The sequence below is a fragment of the Actinomadura sediminis genome, from assembly GCF_042675525.1.
Classification (GTDB): domain Bacteria; phylum Actinomycetota; class Actinomycetes; order Streptosporangiales; family Streptosporangiaceae; genus Spirillospora; species Spirillospora sediminis.
Window position 1 is genome coordinate 45,568 of sequence record NZ_JBHTJA010000040.1, and the last position, 14,225, is coordinate 59,792.

Genomic DNA, 14,225 nt, shown 5'->3' on the forward strand with positions numbered 1-14,225 from the left:
CCGCGGCGGGTCAGCCGCGGAGCCCCTTGGAGCCCTCGGTCCCCTCGGCGCTCCCGACCTCGGCGTGACCGCCGTGGCCGTTCTCCTCGTGACCGTGTTCCCCGTGGGCGTGCTCCTCGACGGGAATGTCGTCGATGTTCCACGCCCGGTTGAGGCGGGCCCGCAGGTGCCCGACCGGTCCCTTGGCGGACGGCGCCGGGATGCCCTGCGCGTCCTTCGTCGGAGCCGGCGGGCGGGCGCTCTCCTTGGCGAGGAGCTTGGCGCGCTCCTCGTCCTTGGCGGGCTCGTGCCGCTCGGCGAACTTGCCCTCGGGCGACATCGTGATGATGCCGCTCTCCACGCCGTGCCCGAGGGTGTCGGCGTCCCTGCGCTGCAGGCCGAGGCAGATCCGCTTCGTGACGATGTAGGCGATCACCGGCCCGACGAAGATCGCGACCCGGAAGAACCACGTCGTGGCGAACAGCGACACGTGGAACTTCTCCGCGATGACGTCGTTCGCGCCGGCCAGCCAGAACAGCCCGTAGAACGTGACGGCCGCCATGCCGATCCCGGTGCGGACCGGGGCGTTGCGCGGACGGTCGTTCACGTGGTGGATCCGGCGGTCGCCGGTCACCCACTGCTCCAGGAACGGCCACGCCATCGCGCCGCCGAACACGATGCCGAGCGGCAGCAGCGCCGGGACCAGGACGTTCCAGCTGATCGTGTGGCCCCAGAGGGTGGTCTCCCACCCCGGCATGAGCCGCAGCGAGCCTTCCAGGACGCCCATGTACCAGTCGGGCTGCGACCCGGCGGAGATCGCTCCCGGATCGTACGGGCCGAACAGCCAGATCGGGTTGATCTGGAAGAACGCCCCCATCAGGGCCAGCACACCGAACGTGAACAGGAAGTAGGCGCCCGTCTTGGCCATGAAGACCGGGTAGAACGGGTAGCCGTACACCTGCTTCTCGGTCTGGTGCTTGACCGGCATCGAGGTGTGCTTCTGATGCCACATGATCATCATGTGGGCGGTCACCAGGGCGAGGATGATGCCCGGGATCAGCAGGATGTGCAGCATGTACAGCCGCGGGACGATGTCCGTGCCCGGGAACTCGCCGCCGAACAGGAACATGTACCCGTAGGTGCCGACCAGCGGGATCGCCTCGAGGACGCCCTGCGTGATCCGCAGGCCGGTGCCGGACAGCAGGTCGTCCGGCAGCGAGTACCCGAACAGGCCCTCGAGCATGCCCAGGATGAACATGGTGATGCCGATCAGCCAGTTCAGCTCGCGCGGCTTGCGGTAGGCGCCGGTGAAGAACACCCGCAGCATGTGCGCCAGGATCGACGCCATGAACAGGATCGCGGCCCAGTGGTGGATCTGCCGCATGAGCAGGCCGCCGCGGACGTCGAAGCTGATGTGCAGCGTCGAGGCGTACGCCTCGGACATCTTGACGCCCTGGAGCTGCTCGTACGAGCCGTGGTAGACGACCTCGACCATGCTCGGCTTGAACCAGAGCGTCAGGAAGGTCCCGGTCAGCAGCAGGATCACGAAGGAGTACAGCGCGATCTCGCCCAGCATGAACGACCAGTGGTCCGGGAAGACCTTCTTGACGTTGCGCCTGAAGAAGCTCGTGGAACCGAGGCGCTCGTCGATGAAGCCGAGCGAGCCCTCGATCGCCTTCGGAGCCGTCGTGTCGCTCATCCGCGCTCCCAGAAGCTCGGGCCGACGGGCTCGGGGAAGTCGCTCGTCGCAACGATGTACCCGTCCTCGACGCTCAGCGGCAGCTGCGGCAGCGGGCGGGCGGCCGGGCCGAAGATCACCTTGGCGGCGTCCGTCGCGTCGAAGGTCGACTGGTGGCACGGGCACAGGATGTGGTGCGTCGTCTGCTCGTACAGGGCCGCCGGGCAGCCGACGTGCGTGCAGACCTTCGAGTACGCGACGATCCCGTTGACGTGCCAGTTCTCCCGGCCCTCGGCGGGCTTGAACTCGCTCGACGGCACGTTGATCAGGATGGTGACGGCCTTGGCGACCTCGGTGAGCACGTCGTGTTCGTCGACGTGCTCCTCGAGTCCCTCCGGCAGCACCGTGATCATCGAGCCGGGCGTGGAGAAGTCACTGACCTTGAGGGGCTTGTGGGTCCCGTCCACCACCAGGCGGACGCCCTTCTTGCCCTCCTTCTTGGCCCTCTCCACCGCGGCGGCCCAGTACGTGTGGCGCAGCCGCTTCTCCGGCAGCGGGCCGAGGTCGCGCAGCAGCACCAGCGGGGCCAGGCCCAGCGGCGCGGCGGCCAGCAGCAGCGTGCGGCGCAGCAGCGGCCGCTTGGTGATGCCGCTGTCGGCGGCGCCCTCCAGGAAGTCCTGGGTGAACGCCGCGCGCGTCTCCGCGTCGCTGACCAGCTCGTGCCGCTCCTGCGTGATCGGCTTGCTGGTCATCAGGCGGCGCACCCAGAGGGTCACGCCGGCCGCCATCAGCAGGAAGGCGGCGGCCATCGTGCCGCCCAGCCAGAGGTTGGACTCCTGGGCCCGGATGATGCCGTGCATGCCGCCGTCGCGGCCGCTCCAGCCGATGTAGTAGGCGATGAAGGCGACGCTCGCCGCGAACGCCAGCAGGAAGAGCAGCGCGACGACGCGCTCGGCGCGCTTCGCGGACTGCTCGTCCAGCTGCTCCCCGCTGCCCGCGGGCGCGGAGATGTCGTCCTCGGCGAGGAGCGCCTTGTCCCTCGCCGGGGACGGCGTGCCGATCACGCGTTCGCGCGGCCCGCCTTCCTCGCGCGGGCCCTTGGAGCCCGCGGTCTCCTTGTTGTCGTCGCTCATGACTTCTTCAGCTTCTTCGGCTTCTTCGCGGTGATCCACATGGCCGCCAGCACCATGAACCCGATGCCGAACAGCCAGCCGGCCAGGCCCTCGCTCACCGGGCCCATGCGGCCGAGGCCCCAGCCGCCCGGGTTCGGCTCCTCGCGCGTCTCGACCAGGTAGGCGATGATGGCCTGCTTGTCCTTCGGCGAGAGCGTGGTGTCGTCGAACACCGGCATCGCCTGCGGGCCGGTCAGCATGGCCTCGTAGATCTGCGTGGGCGTGACGTCGTTCGTCGAGAGCGCCGGCGCGTACTTCCCGCCGGTGAGGGCGCCGCCCTGACCGGTGAAGTTGTGGCACTGGGCGCAGTTGGTGCGGAACAGCTTCCCGCCGAGCGCGGCGTCACCGCCCTCGGGGTTCGTCACCGATTCCGGCGGGATCGCCGGGCCGCCGCCCAGGGAGTCGATGTAGGCGATCAGGTCGTGGAGATTGTCCTCCGCCTGGGCCTTCTGCCTCTCGGCGGCCTCGCGCCGCTCCGGGTCCTCGTAGTCGGTCTCGATCGTCGTGTCGAACAGGGCGATCGGGTCCTTGCGCGGGATCTGCGCTCCAGGGTTCATCGCGGGCATGCGGCCCGTGCTGACCTGGAAGTCGACGGAGGCGGCGCCGACCCCGATGAGGCTGGGAGCGATCACGTTGCCCTCGGCGTCCTTGGTGCCCTCGGCGTTGAGCCCGTGGCAGCTCGCGCAGTTCTTGTTGAACAGCTGCTTGCCGTGCTCGATGTCCTCGGCGGTCTGGGCCTTGCCCGCCGCCGCCTGGGCGCGCTCGGTCTGCGGCGAGAAGCCGGCGTAGATGACGCCGATCGCCGCCAGGGCCGCCAGCACGACGGCGTAGCCCGCCCACGGGCGCCGTCGCCATGCGGTGAACCTTTTCACGGAAATCCCCGTTCGGGTCAAGTCGTCTGGTAGGTCAGTCGGGTCGGGTCGTCACAGGTCGAGCAGGTAGATCGCGGCGAACAGGCCGATCCACACGACGTCGACGAAGTGCCAGTAGTAGGACACGACGATCGCGCTGGTGGCCTGCTCGTGCGTCCACCGCTTCGCCGCGTACGTCCGTCCGAGGACGAACAGGAACGCGATCAGGCCGCCGGTGACGTGCAACCCGTGGAAGCCGGTGGTCAGATAGAAGACCGACCCGTAGGCGGAGGACGAAAGCGTCAGGCCCTCGTGCACGACGAGCTCGTAGTACTCGTAGGCCTGGCCGGCGACGAAGTAGGCGCCCATGAGGAACGAGAGGACGTACCACTCGCGCAGTCCCCAGCGCCGGAAGTTCAGGAGGCTGCCGTCGCGCCCGACCTTCCCGGCCTCCGCCTTGAACACGCCCATCTGGCACGTCACGGAAGACAGGACCAGGATGGTGGTGTTGATCGATGCCAGCGGCAGGCTGAGATGGGCGCCCGGCCAGGCGTCCTGCCCGGACTGGCCGATCGTCACGGAGCGGATCGTGAAGAACATCGCGAACAGCGCCGCGAAGAACATCAGCTCGGACGACAGCCAAACGATCGTCCCCACGCTGACCAGATTGGGACGGTTCGCCCGTGCGTGAGGTGTTGTCTCTATCGCGGATGCTGTCACGGGCAGCATTATTGCGCCCCACTCCCGTGAGTGACGCATGACCCCCCTCCTAGAGTTCCCGGGCGTGTTCGCGGAGCCCTCCCGACCGCCGAAAACCCGCCCGGGATCTCGTGCGCGCGGCCCGGAACGGGTAACCTTCCTCGACATGAGCACCGCCCCGGAGAGCCCGATGAAGGTTCTCGTCTACAGCGACGACGCGAACACCCGCGCCCGGATCCGGACGGCGATCGGGCGCCGCCCCGCCGCGGACCTGCCGCGGGTCGAGTTCGTCGAGTGCGCCACCCAGCCCGCCGTGGTCCGGCGGCTCGACGAGGGCGGCATCGACGTCCTCGTCGTGGACGGCGAGGCGCAGCCCGCGGGCGGGCTCGGCGTGTGCCGCCAGGCCAAGGACGAGGTCTTCGACTGCCCTCCGGTGCTGGCGATCATCGCCCGGCGGGACGACGGCTGGCTCGCGACCTGGTCGCGCGCCGACGCCGTGGTGAGCCTGCCGCTGGACCCGATGGCCCTGGCGAACGCGCTCGCCGGCCTCATGCGCTGGCGCCTCGAGAACCGCCTTCCGGCCCTGTAACACCAGCCAGCCGGGGAGGCGGGGCGACGCCCCGGCCCGAGCCCCGGCCGGGAGCCCGCACCGCCCGTCCCCGGTGACCGACCTCACCCTGGGGAGACATGGACGCGCGCACGACCTGGCCCGCTCTGCTCAACGCGCTGCTCGACGGCGAGTCGCTGACGAGCGAGGAGACCTCCTGGGCCATGAACACGATCATGGCCGGGGAGGCCACCGACGCGCAGATCGCGGGCTTCGCCGTCGCGATGCGCGCCAAGGGCGAGACCGTCGCGGAGGTCGCCGGGCTCGCCGAGGGCATGATGGACAACGCCACGCCGATCCACGTGCCGGGCCCCATCGCCGACCTGGTCGGGACGGGCGGCGACCGCGCCCACACGGTGAACGTGTCCACGATGGCCGCGGTGGTCGCGGCGGCGTCCGGCGTCACCGTCGTCAAGCACGGCAACCGGGCCGCGTCGTCGTCGTGCGGGTCCGCCGACCTGCTGGAGCACCTCGGCGTCGCCATCGACCTGTCCCCCGAGGCCACCGCCCGGGTGGTCGAGGAGACCGGCATCACCTTCTGCTTCGCGCCCCGGTTCCACCCCGCGCTGAAGTACGCCGGGCGGACGCGCAGCGAGCTCGGCACCCCCACGGTGTTCAACTTCCTCGGCCCGCTGACGAACCCGGCGCGGCCCACCGCGCAGGCCGTCGGCGTGTTCCACCCGCGGATGGCGGGGGTCATCGCGGGCGTGTTCGCCGCCCGCGGCTGCTCGTCGCTGGTGTTCCGCGGCGACGACGGCCTGGACGAGCTGACCACCACGGGCACCTCGACGGTGTGGGTCGTCCGCGACGGCACGGCGACCGAGACGACGTTCGACCCGGCCGACCTCGGCATCCCGCGCGCGACGCCGGACGACCTGCGCGGCGCCGACGCGGCGTTCAACGGGCGGGTCGCCCGGGACCTGTTCGCGGGGCGGACCGGCCCGGTCCGCGACATGGTGCTGCTGAACGCGGCCGCGCTGATGACGGCCTACGACGGCACGCCGCCCGCCGAGGAGCTGACCGGGGCGCTGGGCGGCGCGTACGAGCGGGCGGCCCGCGCGATCGACTCGGGTGCGGCGCACGAGCTCCTGGACCGGTGGGTCGAGGTGTCGCGCGGCCTGCGCGGCTGACGCGTCCCGGCCCGCGCCGCCGGCCCGCTCCAGGGCGGGCCGGCCGCCGCCGTGCCCGGTCCCGTGAGGTGAAGCGAGCGTCCGGTGAGGCGAGCGTCCGGCAGGGCGAGCGGCGGTCTCAGTCGGCGTCGGGCAGGCCGAGGGAGAACGCGGCCTCGATGTCGTGCTTGGAGTAGGTGCGGAACGCGATGTGCGTCTCGGTGCCGACGACCCCGGGGACCTTGTTCAGCCGGCCGGGGATGACGTCGTTCAGCTCCTCGTGCCGCCGGACCCGGACCATCGCCATGAGGTCGCTGTCCCCGGTGACGGAGTAGACCTCGCTGACGCCGTCCAGTGCGGCGATCGCCTCGGCCACCTCGTGGATGCGCGCGACGTCGGCCTTGACGAACACGATCGCAGTGACCACTGCACCCTCCCCTGTTGCTCGACGACCCGACTCTATCGGGACGATCCGCCCGGGACGGTCCGCCCGGGACGGTCCGCCCGCCGGCGGCGCCGGTCGCCGCGGCCGTCAGCCGCGGCTCAGGGCCGCGAACCCGCGGGCGGGACCCGCGCGGCGGGCCAGGACGGCGAACAGCGCCCCGGCGACGAAACCGCAGATGTGCGCGACGTACGCGACGTTGCTCTCCTGCCCGAGCGAGAGCCACTGCATGACGAACCAGTAGCCGAGCACGACCCACACGGGCAGCCGCATCACGATGACGGGCAGCACCCAGGTGACGACGCGGCCCCGCGGGTTGAGGATGACGTAGGCGCCCATCACCCCGGCGATGGCCCCGGACGCGCCGATGAGCGGCACCATGGAGTCCGGCGAGGTGTAGGCGAAGCCGTAGACCGCCGCGAGCCCGAACAGCAGGTAGGCGGCGAGGTACCGCCACCGCCCGAGCCGGTCCTCCAGCCCCATCCCGATGACGAACAGCGCGACGACGTTGCCGAGCAGGTGCAGCGCGTCCGAGTGCACGAACATCGAGGTGAACGCCGACGTCCAGGGGATCTTGGCGTGGTCGGCGGGGCCGCACTCGTACCGCACCTCGGTCGGCAGCGGCTGCCGGTCCCCCGTCGTCAGCTCCCTGGGCACCGCCCCGTACTCGTAGCCGAAGTGCACGGCGTTGCACTCGCGGACCTCGCCGTCGCCGTACCAGGTGGCGAAGTTCGACATGGGGGTGAGCAGGAACACCACGACGTTGGCCGCGACCAGCACGTACGTCACCCAGGGCACGCGGCGCGCGGGCTGGCTGTCGTAGAGCGGCAGTGCCATGTGCGGGTGATCCCCTCGGGGTGCGGACGATCACGTCACTTTAGCGGTGTCAGCGCATGGGACGGCGGGACGCGCGGGCCCGCGCCGGGTGCGCGGTGCTCGCGGGGTCGCCGTAGGCGCGGTCGCGGGCGGCCCTGTCGCTCACGACACGGTCGAGACGTTCGCGCCGCCCCTCCGCGCCGTGGGCCGGGCACGTCCACGTCCCGCGGACCTCGACGAGGCGGACGCCGGGGCGGTCGAGCCAGCGCAGCACGCACTCCATCTCCTCGGCGGTGGCGCCGGCGGACGGCGCCGCGCCGAGCGCGACGCCGCCCGGCGCGCCGCCGGACGGCGGGAACACCGTCTCGGCGGTGGCGATGAGCGCGTCGACGTAGGGGCGGGGCCGGGCGTGCGGCGGGACGGTCCCGGCGGCGGCGAGCCGGCCGTACCGGACGACCGACAGCTCCCAGCCGCCGTCGAAGGCGGGCAGGGCCGCGACGAGCTCGGGCAGGGCGGCGAGCGCGGCGAGGCGCTGCCCGCGGGCGGCGGCCCGGACGAACGCGTGGAGGCGGTCGCGCTGCGCGGCGGCCTCCTCGTAGCGCAGCTCGGCGGCGAGCCGGTCGATGCGGACCTGCGCGGCGGCGACCACCGGCCGGACGTCGCCGCGCATGACGGCGCGGGCGGTGTCGGCGTGCGCGGCGTAGTCGGCGGCGGACTCGCGGCCCTCGCAGGGGGCGCCGCAGCGGCCCAGCTCGGCGAGGGCGCAGGTGCGGGCCCGTCCGGCGGCGATGAGGCGCGGGCTGAGCCGCTGGGTGCACTGCCGCAGCGGGACGGCCTCGTGCAGCGCGGCGCGCGCCTCCTCGGCCTGGTGCCGGGACGAGACGGGGCCGAGGTAGCACGCGCCGTCGTCGCGGCATTCGCGGACGATGGACAGCCGCGGGAACGGCTCGGCGGTGAGCTTCAGCCAGATGGCCCGCTCGGGGAACTTGGACCGCTTGTTGTAGCGGGGCTTGTGCTCGGCGATGAGCCGCAGCTCGCGGACCTCGGCCTCCAGCCCGGTGGCGCACGGGATCGTCCGGACGTTCTCGGCGAGGCCGACCATCTCGCGGACGCGGCGGCGGGTCTCCGAGCCGGTGAAGTAGCTGCGCACGCGGGAGCGCAGGTCGCCGCTCTTGCCGACGTACAGCACCTCGCCCGAGCCGTCCTCGAACAGGTACACGCCGGGGGCGCTCGGCACCCCCTCGGCGAGGTGGCGCTTGCGGCGCTGCTCGGGGGTGGGGGCCTTGGCGAAGCCGCGCATCTCCTCCAGCGAGGTGACGCCGAAGGAGCCGAGCCGTTCGATGAGGCCGTGCAGCACCTCGACGGTGGCGCGGGCGTCGGCGAGCGCGCGGTGCGTCGGCTCGGTGGCGGTGCGGAAGAACCGGGCGAGCGTGCCCAGCTTGCAGTTGGGGACCTCGTCGCGGGACAGCACGCGGCGCGCGAGGTCGACGGTGTCGACGACGGGGAACGCGGGCCAGGCGCGGCCCTGCTCGGCGCACGCCGCCTTGAGGAACCCGATGTCGAACGGCGCGTTGTGCGCGACGAGGACGGCGCCCCGCGCGAACTCCAGGAACGCCGGCAGGACCGAGTCCATCCTGGGGGCGGCGGTCACCATCGCGGTGGTGATGCCGGTCAGGGCGGTGATGAACGGCGGGATCGGGCCGCCGGGGTCGACCAGCGTGCCGAACTCGCCGAGCGGTTCGCCGCCGCGCACCTTCACGGCGCCGATCTCGGTGATGGCCGAGTCGGCCGCGGAACCGCCGGTGGTCTCGAGGTCGACCACGACGAAGGTCACCTCGGCCAGGGGCGTCCCGAGATCGTCCAGAGTGCCCTGGACCCCGACGTCCGGCACATCGTTCCCGTGCACAGTCGTCATGACGGCGACCGTAGAGGACGCCACCGACAGTCACGGAGGACGCGCCCCGCGGGGCGCCGTGCCGCTAGGGTTGCAGGATCGGCCGGACGGGGGCGCCGGTTAGGGTGCGGGGCGCCCGGGAAGACCGGTCTTCCCGGAGGGCGCACCGGCGGAACCCCGGAAGGAGCGGGATCATCGACAGCGGGCCCGAAGAGCGGCTGGAGCGGCCGCTGCCCGAGGCGGTGCGGCACGGCGTGGTGGAGACGGCCGCCGATCTGCTCGGTGCGCTGCCGCCCGGCGAGGTCCCGATGCCGCTGCGCCGGTTCGCGCGGTTCGAGCGCCGCAAGCGGGCCAAGCTCGCCGGGCAGCACATCGCGGCGCTGCTGGAGAAGGACGCCGGGTTCCGGGCGAGCGTCGCGGAGCCGCTGCGCGCGGCGCAGCCCGAGCTGGCCGAGGCCGTCGAGGGCGGCGACGTCCCGCCCGCCGCGGACCCGGTGCGGGTCGCGATGCTGGGGTACCTGCTGCGGCCGCCCGGCTGGACGGGTCTCGTCGAGGCGGCGCGCGAGGAGTTGGAGCGGTCCGCGACGGTCTCGCAGGAGCAGGACGCGGAGCGGCGCGTCGCCGCGCTGAAGGAGGAGGTCGCGGCGGCCCGGACGGCCCGCGCCGGGGAGCTCGACAAGCTGCGCGCGGAACTGCGCGGCGCGAAGACGGAGGTCGCGGAGCTGCGCCGCAAGCTGCACGACGCGCGCGCGAAGGCGCGCGCGGCGCAGGAGCACGCCGCTGAGGTGACCGCCGACGCGGAGCGGGAGCTAACGGCCGCGCGGGAGCGCGCGGCGGCGTCCGACAAGGAGCTGCGCAAGCTCCGGTCGCGGACGGAGCGGGCGGAGGCGGCGGCGGAGACCGCCAAGCGCGCCGCCCGCGAGGGCCGCAACGTGGACGACGTCCGGCTGCGGATGCTGCTCGACGCGCTGCAGGACGCGGCGCAGGGCGTCCGGCGGGAGCTGGCGCTGCCGTCCACCATCGGGCGGCCGGCGGACGCGGTCGGCGGCATGGAACCGGACACGCTGACGCACCGGACGCTGCCGGGCCGGGCGCTGTCGGACAGCGACCCGCAGCTCCTGGACCGGCTGCTGACGCTGCCGCAGGTGCACCTCGTGGTGGACGGCTACAACGTCACCAAGACGGGGTACGGGGAGCTGCCGCTGGCCGACCAGCGCAACCGGCTGGTGTCGGGGCTCGGCGGGCTCGCGGCGCAGACCCGCGCCGAGGTGACGTGCGTCTTCGACGGGGCGGACCTGGACGGGCCGGTGGCGATCGCCGCACCGCGCGGGGTCCGGGTGAAGTTCAGCAGCCCGGGGCAGACCGCGGACGAGCTGATCGGCGAGCTGGTGCGGGCGGAGCCGCCGGGCCGGGCCGTGGTGGTGGTCTCCTCGGACCGCGAGGTGGCCGACGCGGCCCGCCGGGCGAACGCGCGGCCCTGCCCGTCCACGCTTTTGCTGCGGCGGCTCGGCCGTTCCTGAGTGAGAAATCTCCCAGGTCCCCGCTTCCCGGTGCCGTGACCTCCGGCGTTCCGTGATCGCGCCGTAACAAAAACGGGTGTTCGGCAGAGAAGAGAAGCAAATAGTGACGAACCGGTTGTGGGCGGTGTGGGGCCTCGCTAATGTCGTCGGCTGATTGTGTCGTCGACGAGAGGGGCTGATTTCGACCGTGACCAATGATCACATCGGGGAGCCCACGCGCCGCAAGGGCGGGCTCGGGACGGCGGGCGCGTTTCGGGGACTGGCGGTCGCCGCCTGTCTTGCCGTGACCACCTCGCTGGTGTCCGCCCCGGTGGCGGCGCACGCCGACCCGCAGCCGACGGCCGCGGAGGCGCAGGAGAAGCTCAACGAGCTCAACGAGAAGGTCGACCAGTACGTCGAGAAGTACAACGACATCGGCGAGAAGCTCAAGATCGCCAAGAAGAAGTACCAGGCCGCGCAGAAGAGCGCGTCCCAGGAACAGGCGAAGTTCGAAGAGCAGCGCCGGACCGTCGCCCAGATGGCCGCCAACGCCTACAAGAAGGGCGGCGACGACGCCACGAACGTGGCGAGCTTCGCCAGCAGCGAGGACCCGCAGGCGATCCTCGACCAGTCGGCCGTCTTCTCGCTGCTGTCGCGCGAGCGCAGCTCCGAGCTCACCCAGTTCATCGCCACCGCGCAGCGGCTCCGCCGGGAGCAGACGTCGGCCAAGACCGCCTACGAGGAGGTCAAGGCCAAGTCGGACGAGATCAAGAAGCAGAAGGCCAAGGTCGAGAAGGAGATCGAGAAGCAGCAGAAGCTGGTCCGCCGGCTCGGCGGCTCGACGTCCTCCTCGAGCGGTTCGGGCTCCGTCGGCGGCACCTACAACGGTCCCGCCAGCGGCGCGGCCGGGGCGGCGCTCGACTTCGCCTACGCCCAGCTCGGCAAGCCGTACGGGTACGGCATGGAGGGCCCGAACTCCTACGACTGCTCCGGTCTCACCATGAAGGCGTGGGCGGCGGCGGGCGTGAGCATCACGCGCACGACGAACTCGCAGTGGGCGGCGACGAAGCGGGTCGCGAAGAGCGACCTGCAGCCCGGCGACCTGGTGTTCTTCAGCGGTCTCGGGCACGTGGGCATGTACGTCGGCAACGGCAAGATGATCCACGCGCCGCGCACCGGCAAGAACGTCGAGGTCGTGAGCATCACCTCGGGCTACTACCTGAACAACTACTACGGCGCCGGGCGCCCCTGACACACCCCCCGGGTGCCAGGACGCCCCGTGACGCGGGCCTCGGCAGAGGCTCCGGAGCGGGCGCCGGAGGCGACGGACCAGGTTCTGCCTGGTCCGTCGTCGTTTTAGTGGGGATTTGCCTCCGCTTGAAGCTTTGGTACGTTGTCCTCACTCGCGGCGCCCTCCAGACGCCGCGGCCCCGCGGGACCGATCCGGCACCGCGGCCCGCACGGCACATCCAGTGGCCGTGCGGCGGGCGGCGCGCCCCACGCGCCGTCTCCCCTTTCCGGCGGCACACCCCACGTGCCGTCTTCCCAGGCGGCACGTCCCGCGTGCCGCCCGCGGCACCGCGACGGTGCCGCGACGGTCTCGCCGAGGCCCCGCCTCCGCGAGATCCGGCCGACTCCCGCCCCGTGCGCACGCGGCAGCGTGCATGGAGCTGCCGACGTTCCACGTGGCCGGGCGCGGCCCGGGCGGTTCCCCTGGACAGGGCCCGCCGTCATCACAACAGCATCGCCGCTCGTTCGCAGCGGCACGCCGAATCCGCCTCGCGCGGAGCCGGGGACCCATTCGCGTCGGAGTCCGGACCCGTTCCGGACGGGCATTCCGTCGCCGGGGTGAATCGGCCCGTTCCCTGGAAACCTCCAGCGGACGGCCGTAGGGCCACTTCCCGCCCGAACCCGTCAGCTAACCCGGTAGGCGTCTGGAAGAAACGGAGTGAATTCTGTCCGACATCCCCTCAGAAATTCTGCACGAGTCGATTCTCGACGCGTCCCCATGCCCGTGTGACGGGCAGGTAGGGACCAGCTAGCCGAAACGGCATTCCAGGGCGCGGTCGCCGGACGACCCGGCGGCCGCGTCCGCCGCCTCCCCGCGGGCACGGCGCCCCGGGAGGCCGACCATCCGCACCGGCGCGCCCGCCCCCGGGCGCGCCGCCGCCGAGTCCGCCGCGGCCGCGCACGGCCGCCCGCGGAGCCGGGGACCCACCAGTTCTTTCGGGGTGAATCGGCCTGCCCCCAGGCCGTAGGGCGGCTTCCACGCCCGAACCCGTCAGCTAACCCGGTAGGCGGAATGGAAGCCAAGGAGAAATCCCTGTGGCAGGCAAACACCGGGCCGCCAGGCGACGCAAGCCCGGCCCGTTCCCCCTTTCCAACCCCCTCCCCGCCGCGCTGCGCACCGCCCAGGTGCAGATGCGCGCCGTCCCGCAGACGCTGCGGACGACCCCCCGTTCGTGGAGCGCCGTTCCCCTCTCATGGCGCACCACCGGCGGCGTCGTCGTCGGCGCGGCCGTCCTCGGCACCGCCGCGGCGACCGCGCAGGCGTCGGTCCTGCCGTTCGACTCCGGCACGGCCGTGACCGCGGCCGAGTTCGCGGTCGTGCAGGACGGCGGCGACCGCGGCGCCGGCGGCGCCGCGGCGTCCGACGAGGGCGGGGAGCCCGGCGGAGACGGCCCGGGCGACGGGTCGGGCGCCGCCCCGTCCGCGGGCGGCGGGTCCGCGGACGGCGGAGCCGAGGCGAAGGAGAAGAAGAGCAGGCCCACCGCCGAGGACGCCGTCACGATGGCGAAGAAGCAGGTGGGCATCGAGGAGGACGCGAGCGGCGAGACGAAGTTCAACGACTGGTACGTCAAGTCGGAACGTTCCAAGGAGACGGTCGAGCGGGACGGCGGTTCCCTCGCGGGCTACAGCGACGCCGCGTGGTGCAGCATGTTCATCTCCTGGGTCGGCTCCCAGATCGGCGCCAGCGACCAGTTCGGCCACGACGCCTACACGGTCACGCACGCGCAGTGGTTCAAGGACGAGGGCCGCTGGGGCACCGAGCCCGAGCCCGGCGCCATCGTCTTCTTCGACTGGGGCGGCAGCGACTCCATCGACGCCATCGACCACGTCGGCATGGTGATCGAGAAGATCGACGACGGCACCGTCAGGACGGTGGAGGGCAACACCGACAGCGCCGTCAAGATCCGGGAGCGCTCGGCCTCCAGCATCGTCGGCTACGGATATCCCGAGTACGCCGACGAGTGAGCCGACCGGGCCGTCCGGCCGGGCGACGCCGCCGGGGTGCATAGGATCGCGCCCATGACGGACCACCCCCGCACGGACGGCGCACGCGGCCCCGTCTCGCGCCGCAGGGCACTCGCCGCGGGCGCGGGCGGCGCCGCGCTGGTCGCCGCGGGCGGCGCGGGGCTGCTCGGCGCCCGGTCCGGCGCGGCCGGTCCCGCACCACACCGGACGGCGGGCGCGGCGCG

General features: G+C 72.5%; 12 protein-coding genes and 2 riboswitches. Of the genes, 5 read left to right on the top strand and 7 right to left on the bottom strand.

The window, feature by feature from the left end:
* Positions 1–10 precede the first annotated feature (10 nt).
* Genes qcrB through ctaE form a run of 4 tightly spaced genes read right to left on the bottom strand, consistent with a single transcriptional unit; the run spans position 11 to position 4,439 of the window.
* Positions 11–1,678: a cytochrome bc1 complex cytochrome b subunit gene (qcrB, locus tag ACFQ11_RS20155; RefSeq protein WP_378300789.1), complete on the bottom strand. Its 1,668-nt coding sequence runs from the start codon at positions 1,676–1,678 to the stop codon at positions 11–13.
* Entirely contained in the window at positions 1,675–2,790 is a 1,116-nt protein-coding gene (gene qcrA, locus ACFQ11_RS20160; RefSeq protein WP_378300791.1) for a cytochrome bc1 complex Rieske iron-sulfur subunit, read from the bottom strand. Before qcrA ends, qcrB begins: the two co-directional genes overlap by 4 nt.
* Positions 2,787–3,701, bottom strand: a complete 915-nt coding sequence (gene qcrC / locus ACFQ11_RS20165) for a cytochrome bc1 complex diheme cytochrome c subunit (protein ID WP_378300793.1) — start codon at positions 3,699–3,701, stop codon at positions 2,787–2,789. The genes qcrA and qcrC overlap by 4 nt, the downstream gene beginning before the upstream one ends.
* A 51-nt stretch (positions 3,702–3,752) precedes the next feature.
* Positions 3,753–4,439, bottom strand: coding sequence for an aa3-type cytochrome oxidase subunit III (gene ctaE / locus ACFQ11_RS20170; RefSeq protein WP_449193577.1), 687 nt, complete (start codon positions 4,437–4,439; stop codon positions 3,753–3,755).
* 106 nt (positions 4,440–4,545) lie between these two features.
* Here ctaE and ACFQ11_RS20175 point away from each other — a divergent pair, with 106 nt between their 5' ends.
* Both ACFQ11_RS20175 and trpD read left to right on the top strand, forming a co-directional pair.
* Positions 4,546–4,968, top strand: coding sequence for a hypothetical protein (locus ACFQ11_RS20175; RefSeq protein ID WP_378300797.1), 423 nt, complete (start codon positions 4,546–4,548; stop codon positions 4,966–4,968).
* Between the two features lie 98 nt (positions 4,969–5,066).
* Positions 5,067–6,116 carry an anthranilate phosphoribosyltransferase gene (gene trpD / locus ACFQ11_RS20180; RefSeq protein ID WP_378300799.1) on the top strand — a complete coding sequence of 350 codons (1,050 nt, stop codon included), beginning with the start codon at positions 5,067–5,069 and terminating at the stop codon, positions 6,114–6,116.
* 118 nt (positions 6,117–6,234) lie between these two features.
* Here trpD and ACFQ11_RS20185 read toward each other — a convergent pair whose 3' ends face one another.
* The 3 genes from ACFQ11_RS20185 to ACFQ11_RS20195 all read right to left on the bottom strand — a co-directional run bounded on the left by ACFQ11_RS20185 (position 6,235) and on the right by ACFQ11_RS20195 (position 9,268).
* On the bottom strand, positions 6,235–6,522 hold the full coding sequence (locus ACFQ11_RS20185) for an Lrp/AsnC family transcriptional regulator (RefSeq protein ID WP_026405710.1): 288 nt from the start codon (positions 6,520–6,522) through the stop codon (positions 6,235–6,237).
* A gap of 105 nt (positions 6,523–6,627) precedes the next feature.
* Entirely contained in the window at positions 6,628–7,374 is a 747-nt protein-coding gene (locus ACFQ11_RS20190) for a rhomboid family intramembrane serine protease (RefSeq protein WP_378300802.1), read from the bottom strand.
* Positions 7,375–7,423: 49 nt separating this feature from the next.
* Positions 7,424–9,268, bottom strand: coding sequence for a DEDD exonuclease domain-containing protein (locus ACFQ11_RS20195; protein WP_378300804.1), 1,845 nt, complete (start codon positions 9,266–9,268; stop codon positions 7,424–7,426).
* Positions 9,269–9,501: 233 nt separating this feature from the next.
* Here ACFQ11_RS20195 and ACFQ11_RS20200 point away from each other — a divergent pair, with 233 nt between their 5' ends.
* From ACFQ11_RS20200 to ACFQ11_RS20210, 3 genes are all read left to right on the top strand, one after another.
* Positions 9,502–10,767 (top strand): NYN domain-containing protein, encoded by a 1,266-nt coding sequence (locus ACFQ11_RS20200; protein ID WP_378300806.1) that lies wholly within the window; start codon positions 9,502–9,504, stop codon positions 10,765–10,767.
* A gap of 187 nt (positions 10,768–10,954) precedes the next feature.
* Positions 10,955–11,998, top strand: coding sequence for a C40 family peptidase (locus ACFQ11_RS20205; protein WP_378300808.1), 1,044 nt, complete (start codon positions 10,955–10,957; stop codon positions 11,996–11,998).
* Positions 11,999–12,502: 504 nt separating this feature from the next.
* Positions 12,503–12,694, top strand: a riboswitch (cyclic di-AMP (ydaO/yuaA leader).
* Between the two features lie 237 nt (positions 12,695–12,931).
* Positions 12,932–13,060: riboswitch (cyclic di-AMP (ydaO/yuaA leader) on the top strand.
* An 11-nt stretch (positions 13,061–13,071) separates the two neighbouring features.
* Positions 13,072–14,001, top strand: a complete 930-nt coding sequence (locus ACFQ11_RS20210; RefSeq protein ID WP_378300810.1) for a CHAP domain-containing protein — start codon at positions 13,072–13,074, stop codon at positions 13,999–14,001.
* Positions 14,002–14,225 lie beyond the last annotated feature (224 nt).

Bases quoted from the DNA above. Each gene is read 5' to 3' on its own strand.
- qcrB (WP_378300789.1), bottom strand. From the start codon at position 1,678: ATGAGCGACACGACGGCTCCGAAGGCGATCGAGGGCTCGCTCGGCTTC.
- qcrA (WP_378300791.1), bottom strand. From the start codon at position 2,790: ATGAGCGACGACAACAAGGAGACCGCGGGCTCCAAGGGCCCGCGCGAG.
- ctaE (WP_449193577.1), bottom strand. From the start codon at position 4,439: ATGCGTCACTCACGGGAGTGGGGCGCAATAATGCTGCCCGTGACAGCA.
- ACFQ11_RS20175 (WP_378300797.1), top strand. From the start codon at position 4,546: ATGAGCACCGCCCCGGAGAGCCCGATGAAGGTTCTCGTCTACAGCGAC.
- trpD (WP_378300799.1), top strand. From the start codon at position 5,067: ATGGACGCGCGCACGACCTGGCCCGCTCTGCTCAACGCGCTGCTCGAC.
- ACFQ11_RS20190 (WP_378300802.1), bottom strand. From the start codon at position 7,374: ATGGCACTGCCGCTCTACGACAGCCAGCCCGCGCGCCGCGTGCCCTGG.
- ACFQ11_RS20195 (WP_378300804.1), bottom strand. From the start codon at position 9,268: ATGACGACTGTGCACGGGAACGATGTGCCGGACGTCGGGGTCCAGGGC.